Genomic DNA, 25883 nt, shown 5'->3' with positions numbered 1-25883 from the left:
AGCAACTCCGGCATGCGCGCGGCCCGCGCGTTCTGGTTCCTCGAATACCTCGGCCACCCGAATGTGCGCGTCCTCGACGGCGGCGTGGCTGCCTGGACCCGCGCGAATCTTCCACTGACAACAGATGCTCTTGCGCCTGTGCCAAGCACCTGGCACGGCGAGGCCGACCCCAGTCGATTGGCGACATGGTCGGACGTGAAAGAGCGGCTCGGCAAGATGGAAACCGCGATCGTCGATACCCGTAGCGAAGCGGAGTACTACGGCGAGGCCGTCCGCGCCAAACGCGGCGGTGCCGTTCCTGGCGCGGTGAACCTCGAGTGGACCAACAACCTCGCGCCTGACGGCACCTACAAGTCCAGCGACGAGCTGAAGGCGATGTACGCAGCTCTTGGTGTCACGCCGGACCGCGAAGTCGTCACGTACTGCCAGGGCGGCTACCGCGCCGCTCACACCTACCTCGCACTTCGTCTGGCCGGCTTCCCACGCGTCCGCAACTACACCGGGTCGTGGAAGGAATGGGGCGACCGAGAGGACCTACCGCTGGAAAGACCCAAGCGGTAGGGTCCAGAGTCCAGAGTCCAGAGTCCAGAGTCCAGAGTCCAGGGTCCAGGGTCCAGAGTCCGGTTGCGCGTAGGCCTCGGCCTTGAAGGCCAGGCCGAGCTACGTTCAGAAAGTCATAGACAGGCGAAGCTACGTGATCGAGTCCGTACGTAGCTCGGGCTGTTCCTCAAGCCCGAGTGTGAGCAATGCGCAAGTGAAAACGCCCTACTGCGGCCGCAACACAAGCGTGTTCACGGTCGCCCCAGGCAGGAACGGTGTCGGTTCGCCCTTCACCCACGCCTCATGGCCATCGCGATAGTGGGGCGACCTCGGATTGCCTGACTGGCCAGTCGCCATGTGGAAGTACCCGGCGGCTTCGTTCCCTGGCGAGACCGTCAGCCGTTCTGAGGCTCCGGCGGTGGGGCTCTGCACGCGCGGCATGTGACTGTCGCCCGGCATCCCCACGCGCGGCATGTCGAACCAACGTCCGAGGAATGGCACGGCGCGAGATCGGATGCTGAATCGCCAGCGTGTTCGCCTCGCCCCACGTGCGGTCTTTCAGTGCGCGGCCATCAGTCGTCAGCGCCGCTACCGTCTGATCGACGGCGTCCAGTAGCAGCGCGTTCCAGTCGCCATACGCGGGGTTGAGTAGATGCGCCGGCCGAGCGGAGACCATCGCCCACACTGTTCCCTCCAGGCTGCGGCCAGGCGTCGACGGATACGCAGGGTCCATCGTCCTCAGCTTCGCCACAAACGGCGCGAACACCAACTCGGCCGTCTTCAACCTGAACTGCCGCGCCAGGCGATAGCCAACTGAATCTGTGGACGCGCGACCGCTCCAGCTTTCCTGCAGCAGGCGGCGGAACTCCGCGCGCCCTGCGTTGGTGCCGGAGCCAATGGTCTCGATCGCGAGCGAGCGCCAGCGTTCCATCAGCAACGCGCGGTCGTCGAGTTGTACCGCCAGCATATCGGCGGTGGTGATGCGCTCCAGCTTGCGGATGCCGTCGAGGATCTGCCTCGCGCGCGCGCCAGGGTCGTATCCGCCGTCGCCAAGCATCGCCAGGTACTCGCCCGACACGATGCGGTTGTTCGCGGTGACAATCACTGCGTCCGCGGGATTGACGATGCGCGGGTAGGAGGCGGAGTCGTACCAGCCACTCCAGCGGCGGGTGCCATCGGCCCAGGAGACTGGGAGTTGGCCGGTGAAGCCCACGCGCTTCGGAATGCGACCGGCGACCGTCCACGCAATTTGCCCGCGGCTGTCGGCGATGACGCAGTTCTGTCCCGGGATGCCGGCCTGGTTCGCCACTGCAATCGCCTCCTCGAGGGAAGCCGCGTGCTCCATCTGCGACATGCGGAAGTTCATGCCATCAGGGCTGTGCGCCACCCAGGCAATAGCGAACAGCCTTCCCTTGTGATCGGGCGCGGCCACCGGTCCCCAGATCGTTTCGCGCACCTCCAGCCACTGGTCCTCCTCATCGTCTACGCCGATGCGCTCGCGAGTGACGTCGAATGCGCGCGGACCTTCCGGTGTCAGGTAACGGGTGGGGTCGCCTGGAACCGTCTCGATGAGCACGCGGTCGCTCCAGTCGGCCGTGGTGTTGGTGAAGCCCCACGCCACATGGCCGTTGCTGCCGACCACTACCGATGCGGTGCCGGGAAGCGTGATGCCCGAAACCTGATGGGGACCGCGGTCGTCGGTCCAGGCCAGAGACGCGCGGTACCAGATATTCGGCACACTAAGGCCGAGGTGCATGTCGTCGCTGATCAGCGCCCGGCCATCTGACGTGCGGCTGCCGGCCACGGCCCAGTTGTTGCTGCCGCGGGCGTCTTCCGGTGTCGCCAGTCCGATCGACGCAAGGAATGACTCGCTCGCCACCGCCTGACTTGCGGCCGGCGAAGCAGGCACGGCGTTCCGCAGGTCGAACACTGTGGCGGGTGGAGGCGTTGGCGGCGGCAGGGCCTCGCCATGCATCGGCGTATCCCACTCACTGCTCGTGCTGTTGAGGAACTCAGCAAGGCCGGCGGGGAAGGCCTCGTGCAGAAGCGCTGCGCGCGCCTCGCCACCTGCGGTGGAATCCTGCAGGCTGAAGAACATCGATGCGATCACGAGGATCGAGTCTTCGCGGGTCCATGGGGCCGGCGTTTGACCCAGCAGCAGGTACTGAACGGCAATGCGTCCAGGGCCTTCAGGCCCGCGTTGACGCCGTCAACGTAGGCGTCGGCCAGGGCGAGATCGGACGGGCTGGTGGCGGCGATCACAGCGGCCGCGCGGTGGCGAAAACGGTGCAGCCTTGCGCCCTGGTCAGTGGTGAGGGCGGCGCGCCCGAAGAGTTCAGACAGTTCCCCGGCCGCACGGCGTCGCGACAGGTCCATCTGGAAGAAACGATCCTGCGCGTGGATGAAACCAAGGGCGCGGGCGACGTCGAGTCTTGTGGAGCCCTTGATGGTCGGCACTCCAAGCGCGTCGCGATCAACGGTGACCGGAGCCGAGAGTCCTGCAACTGTGAGGGTGCCATCGAGTTGCGGCAGGCTGCGTCCCAACTGTATCCAGGCCCACCCTGCGGTGATCAGGGTAAGAAGGATGACCAGGAGCAGCAGCCAACGGACCACGCGCAAGAGACGTCGCATTGGCGTATTCTACGCGGTGCATGAGTGCACATCGATCCCGTACCCTTCTCATATCTCTGACGTGTGTTGGCCTCGCTGCCGCCTATGCGGCCACAGCGCGGCCGGACGTTGAGGCGCAGACGCCTCGCCCCGGGTCTGCCGACTCCATCACCGAGCGCAGCCTTCGGGCGCACCTGGAATTCCTCGCCAGTGACGCGATGAACGGCCGGGCCAGCAACAGCCGCGATGAGTGGATCGCCGCCACGTACATCGCCTCGCAGTTCCAGTTGTGGAACCTCGAGCCGATGGGTGATAACGGCGGCTACGTGCAGGCGGCCGAGATCCTGCGCGAGCAGATGTCGGCGCCGGCCGTGCTTTCAGCGGGCACGAGCCAGTTCACGCACGGGAAGGAAATGCTCGTGACTGCGCTGACAGGCGCCAAGGTCAGCGGTCCTCTGGTGAAGCTTGCTCTTGGTGCCACATCGGTGCCCGCTGGTTCTGTCGTCCTGATGCCCGAGGCGCCGGCAGGCCCGCCCGCAGCAGGCAGTCGCGGTCGTGGCGGTGCACCACAGCCCACCGTCGGCGCAGCTCTGGTCATCACACTTGCGACCCAGACGCCCGAGCAGTGGACGACTGCGGCCGCGCGTCCGGTCAGCGCCGGGTCCCGCTTTGCCAAAGTGACGCCGCCGGCTGGCGGCCTTGTGCGCACCGCTCGCGTGGCGCTCAATCGCGACGCCTACAACGCGGTTGCCGCGCTCGCTGAGGGCACGGCGATTTCTCTTCAGGCCGAACTGAGCGCAACCAAGGCCTTCACATGGAACACCGTCGGCCGGCTGACCGGCAGCGACCCAACCGCCCGCGAACAATTCGTCGTTCTCGGAGCGCATCTGGACCATATCGGCATGCGCGAGAACGCGCCCGGACCCGACAAGATCTATAACGGCGCTGATGACGATGCCTCGGGCACAGTGGCGGTGATGGCGCTGGCGCAGGCGCTGGCGGCGGGCCCGCGGCCCAAGAGGACGCTGGTGTTTGCGCTGTTCGGAAGCGAAGAGGGCGGCGGCGCGGTGTCGGGGTCTTCGTACTTCGTCGAGTTGCCGGTGGTGCCGATCGAGAAGATGGTGGCGCAACTACAGTTCGAGATGCTGGCGCGTCCTGACCCGATGGTGCCGGCACGCAGTCTGTGGCTCACTGGTTATGAGCGCTCCAACCTGGGGCCCGAGCTGGCGAAACAGGGCGCGCGTCTGGTGCAGGACCCGCGCCCGGACCAGAGCTTCTTCACACGATCGGACAACATCAAGTTCGCACGCAAGGGAGTGATTTCGCACACCGTGTCGAGCTTCAACCTGCACACCGACTATCACCAGGCGGGTGACGAAGTCAGCAAAGTGGATTTCGTTCACATGCTTGATGCGGTACGATCGATGCTCGAGCCGGTTCGCTGGCTCGCCAATTCCACATTCACGCCCGTCTGGGCACCCGAAGGTCGGCCACGCTAATGATCAACGTCATCGATTTCATCAACACCAACCGCGACCGATACGTCCGCGAACTCAAAGACTACCTGGCCATCCCTTCGATCAGCGCGCTGCCCGAACATCAGGCGGACATGAAGCGCTGTGCCGAATGGACGGGCGCCGAGATGACTCGCGTCGGCCTCGAGAACGTGCGGCTCGTGGAGACCCCAGGCAACCCGGTGGTGTGCGGCGACTGGCTGCATGCTGAGGGCGCGCCGACCATTCTGTTCTATGGCCACTACGACGTGCAGCCGGTGGACCCACTCGACCTGTGGGAATCGCCGCCCTTTGAGGCCACCGTGCGTGATGGCGAAATCTACGCGCGCGGCGCGGCCGACGACAAGGGCCAGGTGTTCATGCACTTCAAGGCGATTGAAGCGCACATGAAACAGAACGGCCGCCTGCCGGTGAACCTGAAGGTGATCATCGAAGGCGAAGAAGAAGTCGGGTCCAACAACCTGGACGACTTCATTCGCGCAAACAAAGCGCTGCTGGGCGCCGACGTGGTGGTCATTTCCGACTCCGCGATGTTTGAGCGGGGCATTCCATCGATCTGCTACGGCCTGCGCGGACTCACGTACTTCCAGATCGATCTGCGTGGTTCGAATAGCGACCTGCATTCGGGCGTGTTTGGCGGGTCCGTGGCCAATCCCGCGATGGTGCTGGCCCAGATGCTGGCGCAGATGCGCGACAAGGGTGGCCGCATCAAGATCCCCGGGTTTTATGACGACGTCCGCGAGTTGACGGAGGCTGAGCGCGCAGAGTGGCGCAAGTTGCCGTGGAACGACAACCGATACCGCAAGGAACTGGGTGCGCCGAAGTTGTTTGGCGAGTCGGGTTACACGACCTTGGAGCGCCGTTGGGGCCGTCCGACCTTCGAAGTGAATGGACTGCTCAGCGGCTTTACCGGAGAAGGCGCAAAGACCGTGTTGCCGGCCACGGCCATGGCCAAGGTCAGCATGCGGCTTGTGCCCGACCAGCATCCCGACAAGATCGCCGCGCTGTTTGAGGAGTACGTGCGCAAGGTCGCGCCGAAGACTGTGGAGCTGAAGGTCACCCGCATGCACGGCGGCAAGCCGTGGATGGCGGACTTCGACAACATCTACGTGCGCGCGGCAGGCCGTGCGATCGAACAGGGCTTCGGCAAGGCACCGGTGTTCTGCCGCGAAGGTGGATCAATTCCGGTGGTCTCGACGTTCCAGGAAGAGCTGGGCATTCCCTCAGTGCTCTTCGGCGTCGGCCTGCCAGACGAAAACGCCCACGCGCCGAACGAGAAACTCGACCTCGCAAATTTCCACGGGGGCATAGTGTCGGCGGCGATCTTGTATCAGGAGATCGCCAGACGTTAGCAATGGCGAAATGTCACAAATGTCCGAAATGGCGAAATGTCGGACAAACCAATTGCCGGGAATGGCCGAATGTCCAAGGCGCGCAATGAGCGAATGACCTTGGAGCAGCAGATTCAACCACTGACTACCAAGGACATTCGAACATTCTTCCCTGCAATGGTCTGTCCGCAGTTCGCCATTTCGGACATTTGTGACATTTCGCCATTACAGGCGAAGCGCCCTTATTCCCAGCGTAGCGCACGCATGGGGTCTACCCGTGAAGCGCGTCGCGCTGGGATATACCCCGCGCCGAGCGCAACAAGGCTGAGCACCACGAACGCGGCGGTGAAGACCACCGGGTCGTGGCCCTTCATACCGAAGAGTTGTTCTTCGGATTCAGCAATGCCGCCGATGGCCCAGGCCATCGCGAGCCCAATCGTGCCTCCCACCAGAGCAAGGATGGCGACCTGTTTAAGCACGAGCCCTTTGACGTTCGAACCCTGCGCTCCCAGCGCCATCCGGAGACCGAACTCGCGCGTGCGCTGCGACACGGTGAACGCCAGGACACCGTAGAGGCCGATGGCCGCCAGGAGCGTTGCGAGAGTCGCGAACGCCGCCGACATCGTGCTGATCAGCCGATCGAGAAACACATTCTCCTGCACTTGCTGCGGCATCGTCTTGAGCTCCTCCACGGGGAGGTTGGGGTCCACTCTTGAGACGATCGTATTCACGGACTTGAGGAACTGGCTCGGTTCAATCGCTGTGCGGATATAAAACGACATGGAGCCGATGCGTTCGTCCTGTCGATAGGGTGTGAAGAACAGCGCCGGCACGGCGTCCTTCACCTCGCTGTATTTCGCATTCTGCACCAGCCCGACGATCTCGATGTCGAGCGGGCCGTCACCACCCTGCTTCATCAGTGTGCCGACGGCTTTGCCTTCGATGCCGAACTTTTCGCGAAGGCCTGGTTGACAACGGCCACCTTGGGGCCACCGAGTCGATCGGAGGCGGTGAATTCGCGCCCGCCGATCAGTGGGACGCCCAGCGTGCTGAAGTAATCGGGCCCCACTTCGTTGTAGTTGGAGTGGTTGTCGATGTCGGGACCATTCTTGAAACCCTGCACGTTTACGCTCGTGCCCCAGTTGCTTCCGGCCAGCAGCGGCACCATCGAGGCGCTGACACTTGTCACGCCGGGGAGCGCCGACAGTTCCTCCTCAATCCGTTCGAAGATCGCTTTTGATTTTTCAGACGGGTATCCGTTCAGCTCAGGTGACACCGAAAACGTCACAAGGGTGTCGAGCTTCACACCCAGGTCAACGCGGCTCACGTTGAACAGGCTCTTGGTGAAGAGGCCGGCTGACGCGAGCAGGGCCATCGAGAGAGCCATTTGCACGGTGACCAGTCCCATGCGGAAGCGTGCGGCCGCTCGCGCGCCCGAGGGCTGGCCGGCAGTGCCTTTGAGGGTGCTCGCCAGATCAGGGCGCGTGCTGTGAATGGCAGGGAAGAGACCGAATAGGACACCAGTAACCAGGGAGAGCGCTGCGGCAAACGCCATGACCGGCCAGTCGAGTTGAAACGCCAAAGTCGCGGCTGCGTCCGCCGGCAGGATGGTGGCGATGGCGCCGAGGGTCCAGCGAGCCACGAGCAAGCCGCCGAGGCCTCCAAGGATGGCGAGCAGACATGATTCGAGCAGGAGTTGACCGATCAGACGACGACGGCTGGCGCCAATTGATAGCCGCACCGCCATCTCGTTTGCCCTGGCCGCCGATCGCGCGAGCAGGAGGTTCGCGATGTTGGCGCATGCGATCAGGAGGACGACGCCTGTCACGGCGAAGAGCAGGTTGAGTGGCGTGCTGGCCTCCTCATGCACGCTACTCTGGCCGCGCTGGCCTTGGGTCAAGATGATGGGCTTGTTGCGGAATCGCTCCATCGTGGCGTCGCTCATGCCGGTCTGCAGCGGCGCCTCAACTTCGTTGATGATCGTGCGATAGCGCGTGGACAGCTCGGTTTGGGCCGCGTCGATACTCACTCCCGGCGCAAGACGGCCAAAAACGTAGGCCCAGTAGCTGCGCCGATTGTCGAAGCCCTTGAAACTGCTCTCCATGTGAGAGCGCATCGTGATGGGAACGAAGATCTCGGGATTTGATCCCAGCGTGGTGCTTGAAAATCCCTTCGGCGCGACGCCGACAATGGTCAGCGGGCGCCCGTTGGCGATGATCGTCCTGTTGAGCACCGACTCATCGGCACCAAACCGCGCCACCCAGTAGGCGTGACTGAGGACGACGACCGCCGATTCGCCAACCGCGCGATCGTCGCCGGGACCGAGGAGTCGTCCCAGCGCGGGTGCAAGACCCAGCGTGGGGAAGTAGCTGCCGGACACGAGCATGCCCTCACCACTGAGGGTCTGGCCCTCGTACGAGAGGTTGGTGCCGAAACTCCGGTGGGCGGCCAAGCCGGAGAAGACCTTGGTGTCGCGCTCGAGGTCGCGAAACATCGCGTAGCTGAAGACCTCGTCGCACCCTCCCGCCTGACTGCACGATTGCGAGCCTGGTTTCGGGCCAGGAGCCGAGAGGTTCACGAGGCTGTCGGGCGACTGCACGGGCAGGGGCCGAAGGAGCATCTGATTGAAGAGTGAGAAGATAGCGGTGTTCGCGCCAATCCCCAGAGCCAGCGACACCACGGCAATGGTCGTGACAAATGGGGCCTTGAACAGGGTGCGCAGGGCGAATCTGAGGCTGGTCATTCCTCCATGAGACGAGAAAGCACTGACCGGAGTTGTGAATGACTGCCCGAAATCGCAAGGTCACGGCGTTGCTCGCCTTCGCGGTGGTACTGGCGATAGCGGTTTGGTCCTACATGTCCGGAGGCACCGTCCGCGTCCTGATGGACGCCGCTGGCGGTTTGGGCGATTCCGGACAGGCTCTGGACGCATTACGCGCCGCGCTGGACCGCTGGGGGCGCCTTGCGCCGGTGGTTTATGTGGCGGCGGTGGTGCTCGAGGTGCTGGTGGCGCCGATTCCTGGCACGCTGCTGTATGCGCCCGCCGGCGCCCTGTTCGGCGGCCTGATGGGCGGCACGTTGTCGCTCGTCGGCAACACCCTGGGAGCAGCTATCGCTTGCGGGGTCGGTAGCGCGCTCGGCGAGGACGCGCTGGCGAGGCGCGTTGAGGGAACGAAGGCCGCTCAGTACCGCGATGCGATTCGCGCGCGCGGCCTGTGGGTGGTCCTCCTCCTGCGCGTCAATCCACTGACGTCGTCAGACATCGTGTCGTATATGGCCGGGGCGGTGGGGGTGCCGGTGTGGCGGGTGGCGTTGGGGACGTTTATCGGGATGGCGCCCCTGTGTTACGCCCAGGCGTACCTGGCCGAGCAGATCTTCGAAATCCTGCCCGGCGCCGTGTATGTGCTGGTGGCGGCCGGCCTGTTGTACGTCGCCGCCCTCGTCGTCTGGCTCACCCGCAAATAAAGATGTACACAAAACGACCTCAGAGGTCGTTTCGCAAACTCTCGCACCCGAAACGACCTCTGAGGTCGTTTTCCTGTAACGTTCTTGGCATGACGGTTGCGGATATTGCCTTCCTCTTCGCCTACACCGAATCGGCCAACGAGCAAATTTTCGACGCTGCGGCGGCGCTTTCGCACGAGCAAACCACTCGCGCGGTCGGAGGCAGTTTCCCGTCGATTCGCGAGACGCTCTCGCACATGGCCGCCGCCGACTGGATTTGGCTCTGCCGGTGGACGGGCGAGAGCCCAAAGGGCTGGCCGACCTGGGCCAACGGTTCGGTCAGCGAGATTCATGAGGAATGGCGGCGCATCCATGCCGCGCGCAAGGAATTCATCCTCGGCCTGGCCGACGCCGACCTGGACCGCGAGATTTCATTCACCCGGATCAACGGCGACGCCGATCGCGCGAAGCTGGGTTTTCTGCTCCTGCACGTGGCGAACCACGCCACCTACCATCGCGGCCAGGTGGCCAGCCAGATCCGCATGGTCGGCGGCGTGCCGCCTTCCACAGACCTGCTGCGCTTCCGGCCGTGAGCCTGACGAGCGAAAACGACCTCTGAGGTCGTTTCCAACCGTGTGTGTACACGAAACGACCTCAGAGGTCGTTTTCAGGTGCGAATAAACGTGCCCTGACGCAAATCTGAGAGGGCCTGGCGAATCTCGTCCTGCGTGTTCATGACGATGGGGCCGTGCCAAGCGACGGGTTCGCCCAGAGGTTTGCCCGAGACGAGCAGGAAGCGAACGCCCTCCGGACCCGCTTGCACCGTGACTTCGTCGCCGCGATCGAACAGCACCAATGACCGATTGCCCGTCAGGTCCAGCACCGGGGCTTCGTCGATCTCCCCCGTGGTGTCGGTCAGCACGCCCTGCGGCGCAGACGCATCGCGAAATGACCCCGCACCGGCGAAGACGTATGCAAACGCATGTCGCGTGGTCTCCACCGGCAGCGTTTTACGCACACCGGGTGGCACCGAGACATCCAGATACACCGGATCGGCCGCGATACCGTCCACCGGACCTCGTTTCCCCCAAAACCCGCCGCACACAATCTTCACCCGCGTCCCATCGTCATCCACGACGACCGGGATGTCTGTCGCGTGCACTTCCTGATACCGAGGCGCGGTCATCTTAAGCGCAGCAGGCAGGTTGGCCCAGAGTTGGAAGCCGTGCATGCGGCCGTCCGCGTCACCGGTGGGCATCTCCTGGTGGATGATGCCGCTTCCCGACGTCATCCACTGGACATCGCCGGCGGTTAGTGCGCCTTCGTTACCGAGACTATCGCCGTGATGGACCGTGCCGGCCAACACGTACGTGATGGTCTCGATGCCGCGATGTGGGTGCCACGGAAAGCCGGCGAGGTAGTCCGCGGGCCGCTCGCCCCTGAAATCGTCGAACAGCAGGAATGGATCAAACTCCGAGGTGGTGCCGAAGCCAAAACCGCGATGCAGCTTGACGCCCGCACCTTCCAGAGTTGGCTGCGCGGAAACGATACGTGACACGGGACGAATCGACATTGGGGGGCCTCTAGTCCCCATTCTAAATCGCCTCCGGGACCCCGGGACCCCGGGACCCCAGACTCAGCGAAGCGCCGTCGCAGGGTCGACGCGCATCGCCCGGCGCGCCGGCAGCGCACCTGCGGCAATCGCGATGGCGAGCAGCAGCGCCGATACGCCCACAAACGTCAACGGGTCGGCAGGCGAGACGCCAAAGAGCATCGCAGCTGCCAGTGGCGTCAGCACAAACGCGGCACCGGCGCCGATTGCCACACCGAGCGCGCCCAGCGTGGCGGCCTGCGCCACCAGCATCGACCACACCTGTCCTGGTGTGGCGCCGAGCGCGAGCCGCACGCCCACTTCACCCGTCCTTTCCGCCACCACCAGCGAGATCACGCCATAGACCCCCACGCCGGCGAGCATCAGCGCAACCACTCCGAAGGCACCGACGAGCCAGAGCACGAATCGTCGCTCGCCCACCGACTCGCTGCGAAGTTCATCCATGGTTCGGACGTTTGATGGCGGGTCAATGCCCATCTCCTTCAGCGTCGCCCGAAGGCCGGAGGCCAGCAGGGCGGGGTCGCCTGTTGTGCGCATCGCCATGAACGGTCCGATCGGCGGGCCCTGCAAATGACTGATGTAGATCTCGGGCTGAGGTGTCTCCTCAAGGCTGCTGTGCCTCACACTTCCCACAACGCCGATGATCCGCAGCCAGCCGTCCGCCGTCGGATTCGGTCCCATCTGAACCCTGCGCCCAACCGGTGACTCATTCGGGAAGACTTTCGCGGCGAGGGCGGCGTTCACAACCGCTATCGGTTCTCCGACAGTTCGATCCGCGTCACTAAACACGCGGCCTTCAAGCACCGGAATTCGCATCGTCCCGAAGAAGTCGTGGACTGAACGACGCATCTGTACTTCAGGAAGATCGGTCGGACGAACACTCCGGCCCTCAACACTCAACTGCGTACTAACCTGGGTGCTGCCCAGTGGCATGCGCGTGGAGCCTCCAATGCTTGTCACGCCAGGCAGGGCCGCCAGCTTGGTTCGCAGTTCCTCGTAGAACTCGATCCTGGCCCGAGCGTCGGCGTAGCGTGCGGGCACGCTGACCTGGAAGGTGAGCACGTGGTCGGTTGCGAACCCCGGGTCCACGCTGAGCACTGCCGTGAAGCTGCGCAGCAGCAGTCCGGCGCCGATCGTCAGGAACGTCGCAAGCGTGACTTCGGCGACGACGAGCGAGGAGCGCACCAGGCGCTGACGGGCGCTGGCGGTATTCCGCTTGGAGTCACGCAGGCCGTCTTCTGGCTTAGCGCGCGCTGATGAAATCGCAGGTAGCAATCCCGTCAGGAGGCCCACCACAACAGAAAGCCCGAGTGTGAACAATGCAATCGGGAGCGACACCCGCGCCTCGGTCACCCTCGGCAGATCTGCCGGGGCGATCGCGAGCAGCGCGGAGGATCCAATCGCGACCACCCCCATTGCCGCCATGCCTCCCAGCACCGACAGCACCACGCTTTCCACAAGGGCCTGCTGCAGCAAGCGTGTGCGGGATGCCCCGAGTGCGGCTCGAACGGCCTGATCCCGTCGTTGTCCACTGGCCCGCGCCAACAGGACGTTCGCGATGTTGATGCAGGTCAAGAGCAGAAGCACGCCGACGCCAGTGGTCAAGAGGATCAGCGCTGGGCGGATCTTGCCCACCGTCTGATCGAGCAACGGACGCACCGTGACGCCGTACCCGGTGTTCGACTCCGGAAGCGCCTGCGCACGACGGTCGGCGATCGTCTTCAGTTCCGCTACGGCTCGGCCGAGCGGCTCGCCATCCTTCAGCCTGCCGATGACCGAGAAGAAGTGAATCGTCCGGTTCGGCTGGCCCGTGGCGTCCACCATGCGCGTTTCGGTTGCCGGCGTCAGTAGCCGCCACGCGTCGGCCGATTGCGCGCGTGAAAACCCGCTTGGCCCAAGCATCGACCGGTACGGAAAGATGAAATCCTCTGGCATGACGCCGACAATCGTGAGTGGCGTTCCGCCAACCCGCGGGAGTGGCTGGCCAACCACTGAGCGGTCGCCTCCGAAGCGACGCAGCCAGTAGGCGTGGCTCAGCACCACGGATTGTGCATCGCCCTCCTGCAGTCCTCTGCCCAGCGACGCCTGTCGCCCGAGCATCCGGAACATGCCCGGTGTGACGGTTGATACCTGAATCGTCTCAGACGAGTCCCCATTCGGAATCTGCAGGTTGACCAGGAACGAATACATCCCTTCCACCTGCGACAGCGTGGTGGTCTCGCGTTTGAACGCATCGTAGTTGGCCGGCGACATCGGGTAGTTGCTGTCGCCAATCTTTGTCTGATCGCTCCAGAGCGCTACCAGCCGATCCGCGCCGGCGTAAGGCAGTGGCTTGAGGAGCGCGGCATACACCGCAGAAAAGATTGCGCTGTTCGCGCCGATGCCAACGGCCAATGTCGCCACCGTCATCGCGGCGAAGACCGGTGACTTGCGGATGTGTCGCAACGCGAGTTGCACGTCACTAACGATGGATTCCCATGTCATAAGCAGGCTCCGAGGTGGCGATGAAGAGTGGGTGGCGTTGTGGATCCGCTCGCGGCGATCGGCTGATCTCTCAGCCAGGCCGGATGCACACGTGTCCAGCAGGCCGGTGGCGAGGGCGAAGGCGCCACGCAGCACATTGCGCGCTCGCGCAGCCGCTACGCGGCGAAGGAACGTGTCCTGCAGGTCGTCGCCAAGCCTGTCGCGGAACGCCCGCGGATAGGCTCGTATCGCCAGGCGATGCCACCGGGAGGCAAAACGGTTCACGGACGCAACTTCCTGGAAGGCAGCAATCGGCGCGCTCTGGCCGCGACGACCTGGCCTTCAAGCCTGGCTGCCTCAAGCGCCGCGACTTTGCGCCCATGTGTGGTGATGCGGTAACACCGGCGACGCTCATCCGTCGAATCTCTGGCCGCCGCCTCTTCAATCAGCTCGTCCTCGAGAAGACGCGCCAGCGACCGATACAACGTGCCGGTGCGCAGCGGCAGCAGTCCACTGAGCCGTGCCTCAACGGCCTGCAGGATGGCGTAACCGTGCAGCGGCTCGTCGGCGAGCGCGAGCAGGATCTCGAAGGCAACAGGAGTCAGCGGCAGCAGCGCGTCGGGCGATCGATAGGACATGACTGCACCAAGAATAGGTGCATCAAGAACGTATTTGCAACTGGACGGAAGCGGACATTGCCGCGCGCCGCTTGCCGGCGGCGCGCCTCAGGCCTTGTGCATGAGCGCTACGAGTTGATCGAGCGCGCTGCCCCAGCCCTCGTGAAAACCCATCTCGCGATGCCGGGCAGCACCGGCCTCGTCAGTGTGGATGACGGTGGCCGTATACCGTGAGCCCGTGCCGTGAGCCTCAATGCTGATGATGGCCGTGAAGAAGAAGGCCAGCGGGCTCTCCGGCGTTTTCGACGGGCGATAGCCTGGCCCAAGGGCGCTGGTCCACACAAGCTTTCGTTCGTGCACCACTTCCAGAATGCACCCAGGGTCATGGTCCATCCGCTGACCCTCCGGCGACTCCATGACGGTTTTAAAAATGCCGCCAGGCCGCAAATCTACTTCGCACGAGACCGTTTTCCACGGCGCGGGCGTGAACCACTGCACCATCAACTCGGGCGTGGTCCACGCCTTCCAGACCAGAGCGGGTGGTACGTCGATCGTGCGTTCCAGTACGAGGTCGAGCGCGGGGTTGAGCGTATTCGGGTGCATCATGATTTCGAGCGATCCTTCATCTGTAGTAACAGTGCGTCCAGTTGGTCGAGTCGACTGGTCCATCGCGCCTGCTGTCGGTTCAGCCAGGCATCGGCTCGCGAGAGTGAGGCCGGCACCAGGGTGTAGGTGCGCACGCGGCCGGTTTTTGTGGATTTCACGAGGCCACAGCCTTCCAGAATGTTCAGGTGTTGCGTGAACGAAGGAAGGGCCATGTCGAATGGTTGCGCCAACTCGGTCACGGGCGTGGGGCCGCGGCTCAACCGCTCAAGCACGGCGCGCCTGGTCGGATCGGCCAACCCTCTGAAGATCGCATCGAGCGACGTCGGGGACAGGTAGCCACGCGTCTCTCGGTCAGCCGTGTGTCGGTTAGGCACAAACCTAACTATACGCAGGCTGAAATACTTATGTCAATACCTAAGTAATTGGTCCGGACGTCAGCTCGGTCCTATTTCAGCGCCGTGATCGGATTCACCTTGGTCGCGCGAAGGCCGGCCAGGCCGCCGGCGGCCACTCCGGCGACAAGCAACCCGGCCGCAGTGACCACATACGTCACCGGATCGGTCGGCGTGATCTCAAACAGCAGGCTGGTCAGCATCCGGGACGAGAGCAGCGCCACCGCGAGGCCGGCGAACACGCCGGCGGCTACCATCACGGCGGTGCGGCGCATGATGTCGATGACGATTCCCGGCTTGGTCGCACCAAGGGTCAGTCGCAGCGCGATTTCCGCCGAACGTTGTGAGACGCTGTACGCAATGACGCCGTAGACACCAACGATGGCAAGGCCGAATGCGACGAAGGCGAAGAGGCCAAACAGCGACGTTTGAAAGCGCTTCTGCGCCGCGCCCATCGCCAGAGAGTCATCGAGTGTGCGCACGGTGGTCACGGGCTGGTCGGAATCGAGTTCGGTGACCGCGGCCCTGATTGCCTCCGGCACTCCCGCGGCTCCTGGCGTAATCCTGACGGCAATATCCCGCAGGTGCAGCGGATACAGCGCGGTGTGAGCCGCGGGGAGGTATACCTGTGCGACCACCTCGGCCGCTCGGGTTCCGGTCTCGTCGGTCCGCCCCGTCCGCCGGACGTCGCCGACGACGCCCACCACGGTGATCGGGGGCATACCAGGTCCGCGGCGAATGACACGCCCGATCGGACTTGCGCCACCCAGAAGCGTGCGCGAGAACGCCTCATTGACTAGAGCCACGCCCGCGCTGCCCAACCGGTCGTCGGCAGCCAGGGCGCGGCCCTGGACCAGCGGGATGCCAAACGTCTTGAAGTAGCCGGGGCTGACCGCCTGAAACCCCGCCTGCCGGAATGTTGGGTCACCCTCGAAGACCATACCGCTGACCCAGTCGCCCCGCAGCGGCAATCGATTGCCAAACGCCACATCCGTCACACCGGGCGTCTGCCGAAGGCGGGCCTCCAGTGATTCGAAGAATTTCAACCGGGCTTCGGGTGTGCCGTACCGATTCGGTGGAAGAGCCACGGTTGCGGCCAGTACGTTCGTCGAACTGAATCCGAGGTCCACCCGCTCAAGCGCCATCATGCTGCGAATCATCAGGAGAGCGCCGACCAGCAGGACCGCGGAGAGCGCCACCTCGGCCACCAGCAATGCACCCCGGCGTCTGACTACCCAGGCTCCGGCCACCGAGCGGTCGCCGTCCTTGAGGGCCTCAACGGGATCGATCCGTGCGGCTTGCAGAGCCGGCCAGGCGCCAAAGACGAGTCCGGTGATGATGACCGTCACCACCGTGAACGCGAGTACGCGCCCGTCGAGTCCGGCGTGTTGGATGTGGGGGAGTGAGGCGGGCGCGATCGCCACCAGGCCGCGCGTAATGGCCCAGCCAAGGAGAACGCCTGCTGCGCCGCCTGCGGCGGCAAGCACCAGACTTTGCACCACTTGCTCCATGACCACACGATTGCGGCTGGCCCCCAGCGCGAAGCGGACGGCCATTTCGCGCCGCCGGCCCAGCGCGCGTACCAGCAGCAGGCCCGCCACGTTGACACACGCCACCAGCAGCACGAGACCCACGGCCGACAGCAGCACGATCAGCATCGTTCTGACATCACTGACCTGGTCCGCGCGCAGGGGCGCAAGCGCCGCCCGGGTCTTCCCCATATCAGGGAAATCGCGCGCCATTGCCTCAGATACCGCCGCCAACTCCTGCCCCGCCGTCGCAGGCGACGCGGACGGGGCGAGTCTGGCCACCACCTGCACGATGTGCTCCTTGCGGTTGGACAGGGAGCTGGGCTCAAAGACCATGGGCAGCCATATCGACAAGGGATCGGCCGCGCCCGGCTGGCTCAGCGCCACAAAATCCGCCGGCATGACACCAACAATTTCGTGCGTCTCCCCCAGCCGCATCGTCTTTCCCAGGACATCAGCCGCACCGCCGAACCGCGCCTGCCACAACGCGTGGCTGATGATGACCACGCGTTCCCGACCCGCGGTGGTTTCGTCCGCCGTGAACCCGCGGCCCAGCGCGGGCACCACACCCAGTGTCGAGAAGTAGTTGGCCGTGACCTCTTCGCCTGACAACCGCTCCGCCACGCCCCCGCCGGTGAAGTTCCGGCCGACCGATGCGTACGCGGCCATTGACGAGAGGGACCGCACCCGCGCGGCGTAGTCGGCCAGATTCGCCGGCGCCACGGCGATGCGCTCTGGCGGCGCCGGCTCCGCAGCCACGCCAGGGCAGAGAGCCCTTCCGAGATCACTTCCCACACCGCCACCAGGCGATCGGGCTCGGCGTAGGGCAGGGGCCGCAGCATCACGGCGTCCACCACACTGAAGATGGCCGTGTTTGCACCAATGCCCAGCGCCAGGATCACCATGGCCGCGCTGGTAAACCCCGGCGTGCGGCGCAGGTGCCGAACGGCCAGGCGCACATCCGAAGTCAGCGCGTCCACCACGCGGAATCCGCGGGCATCGCGAGTCAGCGCACGCGCCTGTTCCATGCCACCCAGTTCGACCAGCGCGGCTCGCCGCGCCGCTTCAGGCGGCAGGCCCCGGCGCACATGGTCTTCGATCAGGAACTCCAGATGACTCTGGAGTTCGGCAGCCGCGTCCGAGTCCACAGCCTCCGCCCGGCGCCACTCGCGCAGGCGCATCCACCAGCCTCGAAGACTCTCCATCACGCATCCCCCGTGGGTTCATCAAGGAAGCGGCCGACCACCGACGTCACCAGCGACCACTTCGTCGTCTCGGCCGCCAACTGGCGTTCGCCGCGCGGCGTCAGGCTGTAAAACTTGGCCTTGCGGTTGTTGTCCGAGGTGCCCCAGCGCGTTTTGATCCAGCCCTGATGTTCGAGCTTGACCAACGCCGGATACAACGTGCCCTGGTTGAGCTGCAGCGCCCCACCGCTGACCTGTTCAATCCGGCGGGCAATGCCGTAACCATGTTGTGGGCCGAGGGTCTGCAGCGTCTTGAGCACCATCAGCGCGAGGGTGCCCTGCAACACGTCCGTTCGTTCGCTCATGTTGGTAGACTACACGAGCGTCATGTTGGAAAGCAACATGAGAAAACGACCTCAGAGGTCGTTTCGCAATCTCGCCCGAAACGACCTCTGAGGTCGTTTTCTCCGCCGACCCAGCCTATTTCCCCGACGGCTCCGCCAGCGACACCGCGAGCAGCACCAGTTGCTGGGCGCCGGTCTTGGCCGAGTCGATGTGCGCCCATTCCTGGAGCGTGTGACCGCCACCGCCGCGGGAACGCCCGACCGAGATCGCGGGAATTTTGAGGACGACGCCGACGTTGGCGTCGGTGGAGCCGGTGGGGATGGCCTCGCGTCCAGCGGGCATGGGCACATCCAGGAATCGCAACACATCAATTGCCGTCTGTACCAGTGGGTGCGCGCGCTGGGCCGTGAGCTGATCGGGCCGGCCACCCGCCTCCGACTTCTGAATCCACTCCCGCACAAACTTCACGCGGTGTGCCTTGCCCGCGGCCTCGCATTTGTCCACGATGGCCGCATCGAGTTTCTGGAGCATCTCGGCATCGACCGTACGCAGGTCCACGGTAAACGTCACTTCCTGCGGGATGGCGTTCACGACGTTGCCGCCCGAGAGCATGCCGCCCACGTTGTAGATCGCCGGGATCGGGTCGTTGGCCGGCGGCAGGGGAACGGTGTAAATGTCGGTGATGCACTGCGCGGCCGCGCGAACGGTGTTGGGTTGGTCGCGTGACTGCAGCGTGTGCGCGCCGTCGCCGGAAAACTTCATGCGCGACCAGTAGATGCCGAGCGCGCCGTAGTTGACCGGGCCCAACGCGCCATCGACGCCAACGAGCATGTCAGTGAGGCCCGGGTGTTTCTCGGCCCAGTGATACATCCCTTTCAGGCCGACCTCCTCCTGTACGGTGAAGAGGAAGATGATGTCGCCTTTGGTTTCGATCTTTGCGTCGCGCAACGCCCGCATGGTCTGCAACTGGCTGGCGATCGAGGCTGTGTTGTCGAAGATGCCCGGCGCATGCAGCGTGCCGTTGTCTTCGCGGCGCACCTTGAGCGGCGTATCGAGCGGATGCACCGTGTCCATGTGGGCGGCAAACACCACCGTCGGCCCGCCGCCGGTGCCTTTGCGCACGGCCCAGACGTTGCCGACCTCATCGGTCTCAGGCGTCATATCGAGCTTGCGGAGTTCCGCCTTCACGTAGTCGGCGCGCTTCTGTTCATGTCCCGAGGTGCCGGGGATCTCGGTCAGCAGGATCCACTCTTCCACCTGTGCGTCGAAGCGGCGATCGATGTACGCCAGCGCCAGTTTGACGTCGGCCCTGGCGGCGATGGCCGGCGAGAACTTGGTGGGGAATGGCGTCTGGGCGGCCCGGATGTGGCCGAAGGAGGTCAAAAGCACGCCGGCGAGGACAAGAGAGAACATTCGGGACATCGCCACGCATTATAGAATCAGGCGCGTAAAGGACGCCTGCTGTGCCCAAGAAAATTTGCGACAACATCCTCGAGGCCATCGGTCACACGCCGATGGTCCGCATCAACTCCCTCACCAAAGGTGTCATTGCGGCCACCGTGCTGGCCAAGGTCGAGACGTTCAACCCCGGCAACTCCATCAAGGACCGTATGGCCCTCAAGATGATCGAGGACGCCGAACGCGACGGCCGGCTCAAGCCCGGCGGCACCATCATCGAGGGCACGTCGGGCAACACCGGCATGGGCCTGGCGATTGCGGCCGTGGTCAAGGGCTACAAGTGCATTTTCACCACCACCGACAAGCAGTCGAAGGAAAAGGTCGATGCGCTGCAGGCGCTCGGCGCCGAGGTCATCGTGTGCCCCACCAACGTTGAACCCGAGGATCCGCGCTCGTACTACTCCGTGTCGTCCCGCCTCGAACGGGACACCCCGAATTCCTGGAAAGCCAACCAGTACGACAATCTCTCGAACTCACAAGCCCACTACGAGCAGACCGGACCCGAGATCTGGGATCAGACCGAGGGCCGCATCACTCACCTGGTCTCGGGCGTCGGCACTGGCGGCACCATCTGCGGCGCTGGTCGGTACCTGAAGGAGAAGAACCCGAAGATCCAAATACTCGGCATCGACACCTACGGCTCGGTGTTCAAGAAGTACAAAGAGACCGGCATTTTCGACAAGAACGAGATCTATCCGTACGTGACCGAGGGCATTGGCGAAGACTTCCTGCCGCAGAACGTGGATTTTTCGGTCATCGATCACTTTGAAAAGGTCACCGACAAGGATGCGGCGGTGATGACCCGCAGGATTTCGCGCGAGGAAGGCATCTTCGCCGGCAACTCTGCCGGCTCCGCCATGGCGGGCCTGTTACAGATGAAGGCCCGCTTCAAGGCCGGCGACCTCGTGGTGGTCATCTTCCACGACCACGGCACCCGCTATCTCGGCAAGATGTTCAACAACGACTGGATGCGCAAGATGGGCTACCTCGACAAGTCGGGCCTGACCGCGCGCGATCTGGTGACAGCCAAGAAAACAGTGCCGATGCTGTCCATTGAAACCACCGACACCGTCGCCCAGGCGGTGCATGTGATGACCGAGCACGATTTTTCGCAAATCCCCGTCATGCAGGCCGGCCGCCTGGTCGGTTCCATCAACGAGGGCCGCCTCTATGGTGCGCTGGTGAAAGATCCCGCCATTCGCACCCAACCGGTGTCGTCGATCATGCAGTCGGCATTTCCCTTCGCCGATATTTCCACCGGCATCGACGCGCTGGCGTCCATGCTCACGGCAGACAACCCCGCCGTGCTCGTCCGCGACTTCAAGAGCGATGAGACCTATGTCATCACCCGCTCGGATATCGTCCGGGCGCTGGGGTAAGCCCTACCTTACATGGAGGCATGAAGGAACTCATGACGATAGTTCGAGTGGCGGTCGGTCTGATAGTCGTGGCGGCAGTGGGTGTCTCGATCGCCGCATGTGGCTCCACTCCCTCCGGTTCGCCGGCGCAGCCGATGTACGACCAGTTCGATCGCGACTGGCAGTACTGGATGGCCCAGCACCCGGAAGTGGCCGTAAGTCTCGGCGTCCCTGGCGGCGAGGGGCGTTGGACCGACTACTCCGCAGACGCCATCGCCACCCGCGCCACCTACGTGCGCGAGAGCCTCGAACGAATCAAGTTCGTTGACCGTGCCACGCTTGGTGAGGCCGACCAGCTCAACTACGACCTGTACCGGCAGCTGCTCGAAACAGCCGTCGAGGGGCTCGACCTGCAGAATGACGCGATTCCCATCAGGGGCGTGACCGCCCGCAACCTGATGATGCCCATGAACCAGATGGAGGGCATGCAGCAGGACATCCCACGCACCATCGCCCTGATGCCCACGCAATCGTCCGCGGATCTTTCCAACATCGTCACTCGCCTACGCGGGATTCCGGCCGTCGTGGACCAGACGATCGCGCTCATGCGGCAGGGCATCGTCGAGAAGATGACGCCTCCTCGCATCGTCCTGCGCGACCTGCCCGGCCAGGTCCTGGCGCAGGTGGTGGACGAGCCGCTGTCGAGTCCGATGCTCGCCGCGTTCGTGACCCGGCCGTCAGGTGTGCCGGAATCCGAGTGGCCGGGCCTCGTAGAGCAGGCCACCGCCGCGTATCGCCAGCAAGTAGCGGTCGCGTTTCGGCGGATGCACGCGTTCCTCGTGGACGAGTACCTTCCCGCATGCCGGGATTCGATTGGCGCCAACGCCTTGCCAAGGGGCGATGCGCTGTATCAATACAACGCGAAGTGGCACACCACGACCGCGAAGACGCCGAAGGAGATTCACGACATCGGCGTCGCTGAGGTTGCGCGCATCCGCGCCGAGATGGAGAAGGTCATCGCGCAGGCCGGCTACGCGGATCGCTTTGACGACTTCGTGCGCTTCCTGCGAACCGACCGGCGCTTCTACTACACCGATGCCAACGCGCTGGTCAGCGGCTACCGGGATGTGGCGAAGCGTGCGGACCCCGAGTTGGCGAAGTTGTTCGGACGGCTTCCCGGCACACCTTACGGCGTGATTCGCGTCCCCGATGCCGTGGCACCGTCGCAGACCACCGCCTACTACGAGCCCGGGTCCCTGGTCGCTGGCCGCCCGGGTTACATGTTCGCGAACACGTACAAACTCGACGCGCGGCCGAAATACGAGATGGAGGCGCTGACGCTGCACGAAGCCGTGCCCGGCCACCATCTGCAGATCGCCATCGCACAGGAACTGACCGGCTTGCCGGAGTTCCGCAAGCACTCCAGCTACACCGCCTACGTGGAAGGATGGGCGTTATACGCCGAGCGCCTCGGCGAGCAGATGGGCTTCTACAAAGACCCCTATTCGCGCTTCGGCCAGCTCACCTACGAAATGTGGCGAGCCGTCAGGCTCGTGGTGGACACGGGACTCCACTCGATGGGATGGACCAGGCAACAAGCGATCGATTTCTTTCTCAAGAACACCGCAAAAACCCAGCAGGACATCACCGTCGAGGTGGACCGCTACATCGTGTGGCCCGGCCAGGCGCTGGGTTACAAGATGGGCGAGATCAAGCTGCGCGAACTCCGCACGGCGGCGGAAGCACAACTCGGAACAGCCTTCGACATCCGGAGCTTCCACGATGAGATCCTCGCCTCGGGAGCGGTGCCCCTCGACGTGGTCGAGACTCGCGTCAAGTCGTGGATCGAACGCGCGAAGGTCCACTGAGCCACGCCACAGATCTTCCATCAGAATCTTCCTCCCAGTCTCGGTGCCTCCTGTGATCCGTACGTTAATGTTTAAGGCTATGGCTAACTCGAAGATGAGGGGATCGCGTCGACTGAGCGTCTGTTTGTGCGGGGTATTGCTGCTGCTGGCGGCATGCAGCCCGCCGCCTCCGCCGCCGGTCGGCAATCCGCGGGTGCCTGCCGGTGCCAAGAGCACAGGCGGAAAACACGCGGTCATCGAGACGGGCTCAGGCGCGATCGAGATTGAGTTCTTCGAAACGGACGCTCCGAAAGCGGTGGAGAATTTCCGCCTCCTGGCCGAACACGGTTACTACGACGGCCTTATCTTTCACCGCGTGCTGAAAGGTTTCATGCTTCAAGGTGGAGACCCTCTCGGCAATGGCAAAGGCGGCCAGAGCGCGTGGGGCGGGTCTTTTCCGGACGAAATCGCACCCGACTCCGAGCTCTACAAAAACGGCTACCGCCGGGGAATTGTCGCGATGGCGAACAGTGGCCGGGACACCAATGGCAGCCAGTTCTTCATCATGCACGACAACTATCCGCTGCAGCCCGACTACGTGATCTTCGGCAAGGTCACTGCGGGACTCGACGTCGTTGATGCAATCGCCAATACGCCGACGACGATGGGTGAAGATGGCGACATGAGCCAGCCCGTGACGCGACAGGTGATCAAGAAAATCACGATCCGGCCGTAAGCGACCGATAGACGGCTTCGTATTTTTCCACGCAGGCACGAAGCGAGAATCGCTCGCGCGCATCGGCACGAGCCGCTTCTCCCATCGCGATCCTGGTTGGTGAATCGTCCAGCAGGGCCAGCACTGCCCTGGCCAGTGCCTGCGGTTGCTGCGGTGGCACGAGAAGACCTGTCACCCGATGCCGAACCAGTTCGGCGTTGCCACCGGAACGGGCGGCAATGACCGGAACACCTGCAGCCATGGCCTCGAGGATGGCGTTGCTCAGGCTCTCGCCGATCGACGGCAGCACGAGCACATCAAAGTCTCGAGCGGCGTTGCCCTCGGAAAAATCGTCCACGGTCATGCGCGGCACTGTCCGGGTCAGGCGCCGAATTCGAGCTGTGTAGTGGCGGCTCTCGGCGTGTGAATGCTCACGGCCGAGGATGGTGAACGTCACGTCGCTGCGCATCGCGGCAATCGCGGCCGCCGCCTCAATGAAGTCTTCGTGCCGTTTCTGGGCGGTGAAGTGCGCGATCATGCCCACCCGGAATGGGCCTCTGGTGTTGCGCCTGCGGCGCCGGGGCACCAACTCGACGCCGTTGTGGATGACCTGGGCCATCGGTACGGCCCGGCCAAACTGCCTGCGGATGAACTGCGAGTTGCAGACGATCGCTCCGGAGAGCAGCTGGATCATTTCAAGTGTCAGCTTCTCGTCAGCGTTGGTGCGCGCGCCGCTGCCGACCCCGACGTGGCCGCCAAGGCGCCAGACATGCGGAACTCCGGCTAGATTCGCCGCCATCGCCAGATGTGAGGCGTAGTAGTTGGACTGCACGAGGCCGATGCGATGCCTCTGGATAATGTCCGCCAGCACCTGGATGCCCTTCTTCGAGAAGTAGGGCTCGGCAACTACGGTCGGAAGCCCCAGCGCCGCGAGGTGCGCAAGTGGCCCGCCCGCCTTCGGGGCAACCGCGATCGGAGTGAACCGGCGCCGGTCCAGCCGCGGAAGCACCCGGGCAAGAAAGCGCTCAGTCCCGCCGAAGCTGGCGGGATGAATCTCGAACAGGATAGGGACACTCATTGGAGGCGCGACAGCGCGGCTCGAACGCCAACCTGATCCGAGCCCAGGTGCACCCGATAGGTAGTGGCCGACCGCACGAGCAGTGAGTAGATTTCGAATTGTGCCTCGACGGCCGCCGGCCCGAGCACCGACGAGGGAAACTCCTTCGGCGTTTGTTTCAGACACTCAAGCAGGGCATCAGCCGGCTTGAGCTTCTCAAGTCGCGTCGCCGTGCCGCCGGAGACCTTCGGGAACAACAGGTACTTCGCCACGGCCGGCGTGCGGCGCTTTGATCGCCGATCGGAGAGGTCAACCTGGTATTTCCATTGCCGGCCTTTTCGGTGCCGGCCGGCCGTCACCGAAGGCCGCCACTCCGGCAGCAGCCGCAACGTTCGGTCGGTGACGTAGACGCTTGTGTCGAGTCCCAGCACCTCCAGCGCCTGCCCCTTCACCCTCAAGAACGCCGCATCGTCGGCGATGAAGCGGAAGCCGCACGAGAGCAGGTTCAGTGTTGTCGTTGACTTTCCACTGCCGGAGACGCCCGGCAGCAACGCCGCAAAACCGCCCCGCTCGACAGCCGCGCAGTGCCACGCAAGCACGCCACAACGTTTGAGCACGTCGAGCAGGACCGGCTCGAACACGTAGTAGTAGACGAAGTCCGCGTCCCACGCCGGGAGCGATCGGCAGTCGAACTGCCACGGGTGGTCGTAGCAATAACCCGTCAGGAGGTAGCGCTTCCCGTCGGTGAGGAAGATGACGTGATCGTTCGAGAAGCCCGCCCACTGTTTCAGGCGCGGCAGGGCAGGACCGCCACGGTCGGTGAAGCGGAACACGGCGTGCGGCCTGCGATTCCGGCTGGCAGCAACGGCAAACGGCTTCCAATGCGTCAGGACAAGTGCCCGGAGTGCGCGGTCGTCGGTCTCGACGTGAACGTCTACGCCGGCAATGCGAAAGGCGTCGATCATGACGCCAGGGTCAGCAGTTGTTTGTCGATCAATTCATCGATGAAGGCCTGGACGTCGGCGACAACATCGGCCTGGTCCACCTCAAACTCCGTGGCCACCTGCCGTGCAATCTCCTCAACCGTACGACGCCCGTCGATGCGGGCCCAGATGGCCACGCCTGAGGTGTTGACTTGTGCAAACTGGCCAGTGACCGGGTCGAGCAGGATGGCCTCCGAGCCGAACTCACGCCACTGAACGCTCTCGCCTCTGGCCGGCACACGGCCGAGCGGGCTGCTCATCACGGTAGAATCCTAGCA

The 25883-nt window shown here is 64.1% G+C and carries 23 protein-coding genes; 8 read left to right on the top strand and 15 right to left on the bottom strand.

Going from position 1 to position 25883, the window contains the following annotated elements; all coding sequences use genetic code 11:
• The first annotated feature begins 12 nt into the window (after nt 1-12).
• Complete coding sequence (locus IPL75_20660) at nt 13-561, top strand: sulfurtransferase (protein ID MBK9242606.1); 549 nt, start codon at nt 13-15, stop codon at nt 559-561.
• Nucleotides 562-841: 280 nt separating this feature from the next.
• Here IPL75_20660 and IPL75_20655 read toward each other — a convergent pair whose 3' ends face one another.
• Both IPL75_20655 and IPL75_20650 read right to left on the bottom strand, forming a co-directional pair.
• Nucleotides 842-2716: a penicillin acylase family protein gene (locus tag IPL75_20655; GenBank protein MBK9242605.1), complete on the bottom strand. Its 1875-nt coding sequence runs from the start codon at nt 2714-2716 to the stop codon at nt 842-844.
• On the bottom strand, nt 2647-3171 hold the full coding sequence (locus IPL75_20650) for a penicillin acylase family protein (GenBank protein ID MBK9242604.1): 525 nt from the start codon (nt 3169-3171) through the stop codon (nt 2647-2649). Before IPL75_20650 ends, IPL75_20655 begins: the two co-directional genes overlap by 70 nt.
• 20 nt (nt 3172-3191) lie before the next feature.
• Between IPL75_20650 and IPL75_20645 the strand changes: the two genes are divergently transcribed.
• Nucleotides 3192-4649, top strand: a complete 1458-nt coding sequence (locus tag IPL75_20645) for a M20/M25/M40 family metallo-hydrolase (GenBank protein MBK9242603.1) — start codon at nt 3192-3194, stop codon at nt 4647-4649.
• Nucleotides 4649-6016 carry a dipeptidase gene (locus tag IPL75_20640; GenBank protein ID MBK9242602.1) on the top strand — a complete coding sequence of 456 codons (1368 nt, stop codon included), beginning with the start codon at nt 4649-4651 and terminating at the stop codon, nt 6014-6016. Before IPL75_20645 ends, IPL75_20640 begins: the two co-directional genes overlap by 1 nt.
• Nucleotides 6017-6237: 221 nt before the next feature.
• On the opposite strand, the gene IPL75_20635 is transcribed toward IPL75_20640, so the two are convergent.
• Nucleotides 6238-6912 (bottom strand): FtsX-like permease family protein, encoded by a 675-nt coding sequence (locus IPL75_20635; GenBank protein ID MBK9242601.1) that lies wholly within the window; start codon nt 6910-6912, stop codon nt 6238-6240.
• Entirely contained in the window at nt 6912-8738 is a 1827-nt protein-coding gene (locus tag IPL75_20630) for an ABC transporter permease (GenBank protein ID MBK9242600.1), read from the bottom strand. The genes IPL75_20635 and IPL75_20630 overlap by 1 nt, the downstream gene beginning before the upstream one ends.
• A 38-nt stretch (nt 8739-8776) precedes the next feature.
• On the opposite strand from IPL75_20630, the gene IPL75_20625 reads away from it, so the two are divergent.
• Both IPL75_20625 and IPL75_20620 read left to right on the top strand, forming a co-directional pair.
• Nucleotides 8777-9460 carry a TVP38/TMEM64 family protein gene (locus IPL75_20625; GenBank protein MBK9242599.1) on the top strand — a complete coding sequence of 228 codons (684 nt, stop codon included), beginning with the start codon at nt 8777-8779 and terminating at the stop codon, nt 9458-9460.
• 89 nt (nt 9461-9549) lie between these two features.
• The gene (locus IPL75_20620) at nt 9550-10032 is read left to right on the top strand and encodes a DinB family protein (GenBank protein ID MBK9242598.1); all 483 of its coding nucleotides are present in this window, start codon (nt 9550-9552) and stop codon (nt 10030-10032) included.
• Nucleotides 10033-10106: 74 nt separating this feature from the next.
• Here the strand turns inward: IPL75_20620 and IPL75_20615 are convergent, their stop codons facing one another.
• From IPL75_20615 to IPL75_20580, 8 genes are all read right to left on the bottom strand, one after another.
• Nucleotides 10107-11012, bottom strand: coding sequence for a pirin family protein (locus IPL75_20615; GenBank protein ID MBK9242597.1), 906 nt, complete (start codon nt 11010-11012; stop codon nt 10107-10109).
• A 63-nt stretch (nt 11013-11075) separates the two neighbouring features.
• A complete protein-coding gene (locus IPL75_20610) occupies nt 11076-13799 on the bottom strand; it encodes an ABC transporter permease (GenBank protein ID MBK9242596.1) in 2724 nt (907 codons plus the stop codon).
• On the bottom strand, nt 13796-14152 hold the full coding sequence (locus tag IPL75_20605; GenBank protein ID MBK9242595.1) for a helix-turn-helix transcriptional regulator: 357 nt from the start codon (nt 14150-14152) through the stop codon (nt 13796-13798). Before IPL75_20605 ends, IPL75_20610 begins: the two co-directional genes overlap by 4 nt.
• Nucleotides 14153-14239: 87 nt before the next feature.
• On the bottom strand, nt 14240-14800 hold the full coding sequence (locus IPL75_20600) for an SRPBCC family protein (GenBank protein ID MBK9242594.1): 561 nt from the start codon (nt 14798-14800) through the stop codon (nt 14240-14242).
• The gene (locus tag IPL75_20595; protein ID MBK9242593.1) at nt 14734-15045 is read right to left on the bottom strand and encodes a winged helix-turn-helix transcriptional regulator; all 312 of its coding nucleotides are present in this window, start codon (nt 15043-15045) and stop codon (nt 14734-14736) included. Before IPL75_20595 ends, IPL75_20600 begins: the two co-directional genes overlap by 67 nt.
• A gap of 137 nt (nt 15046-15182) precedes the next feature.
• Complete coding sequence (locus tag IPL75_20590) at nt 15183-17417, bottom strand: ABC transporter permease (GenBank protein MBK9242592.1); 2235 nt, start codon at nt 17415-17417, stop codon at nt 15183-15185.
• Nucleotides 17418-17862: 445 nt separating this feature from the next.
• Complete coding sequence (locus IPL75_20585) at nt 17863-18207, bottom strand: PadR family transcriptional regulator (protein MBK9242591.1); 345 nt, start codon at nt 18205-18207, stop codon at nt 17863-17865.
• A gap of 115 nt (nt 18208-18322) precedes the next feature.
• Nucleotides 18323-19609, bottom strand: a complete 1287-nt coding sequence (locus tag IPL75_20580) for a M20/M25/M40 family metallo-hydrolase (protein ID MBK9242590.1) — start codon at nt 19607-19609, stop codon at nt 18323-18325.
• 92 nt (nt 19610-19701) lie between these two features.
• Between IPL75_20580 and IPL75_20575 the strand changes: the two genes are divergently transcribed.
• From IPL75_20575 to IPL75_20565, 3 genes are all read left to right on the top strand, one after another.
• Entirely contained in the window at nt 19702-21024 is a 1323-nt protein-coding gene (locus tag IPL75_20575) for a pyridoxal-phosphate dependent enzyme (protein MBK9242589.1), read from the top strand.
• Nucleotides 21025-21056: 32 nt separating this feature from the next.
• Nucleotides 21057-22871: a DUF885 domain-containing protein gene (locus IPL75_20570; GenBank protein MBK9242588.1), complete on the top strand. Its 1815-nt coding sequence runs from the start codon at nt 21057-21059 to the stop codon at nt 22869-22871.
• A gap of 67 nt (nt 22872-22938) precedes the next feature.
• On the top strand, nt 22939-23586 hold the full coding sequence (locus IPL75_20565) for a peptidylprolyl isomerase (protein MBK9242587.1): 648 nt from the start codon (nt 22939-22941) through the stop codon (nt 23584-23586).
• On the opposite strand, the gene IPL75_20560 is transcribed toward IPL75_20565, so the two are convergent.
• From IPL75_20560 to IPL75_20550, 3 genes are all read right to left on the bottom strand, one after another.
• Nucleotides 23570-24259: a glycosyltransferase family 4 protein gene (locus IPL75_20560; protein MBK9242586.1), complete on the bottom strand. Its 690-nt coding sequence runs from the start codon at nt 24257-24259 to the stop codon at nt 23570-23572. The genes IPL75_20565 and IPL75_20560 overlap by 17 nt on opposite strands.
• Nucleotides 24260-24639: 380 nt before the next feature.
• Nucleotides 24640-25587: a hypothetical protein gene (locus tag IPL75_20555; protein MBK9242585.1), complete on the bottom strand. Its 948-nt coding sequence runs from the start codon at nt 25585-25587 to the stop codon at nt 24640-24642.
• Nucleotides 25584-25865 carry a PqqD family protein gene (locus IPL75_20550; GenBank protein ID MBK9242584.1) on the bottom strand — a complete coding sequence of 94 codons (282 nt, stop codon included), beginning with the start codon at nt 25863-25865 and terminating at the stop codon, nt 25584-25586. The genes IPL75_20555 and IPL75_20550 overlap by 4 nt, the downstream gene beginning before the upstream one ends.
• Nucleotides 25866-25883: the final 18 nt, after the last annotated feature.

Source organism: Acidobacteriota bacterium (assembly GCA_016716905.1).
In the GTDB taxonomy this organism is placed as follows: Bacteria; Acidobacteriota; Vicinamibacteria; order Vicinamibacterales; family SCN-69-37; genus SYFT01.
This window is presented reverse-complemented; position numbering and strand designations above follow the sequence as displayed.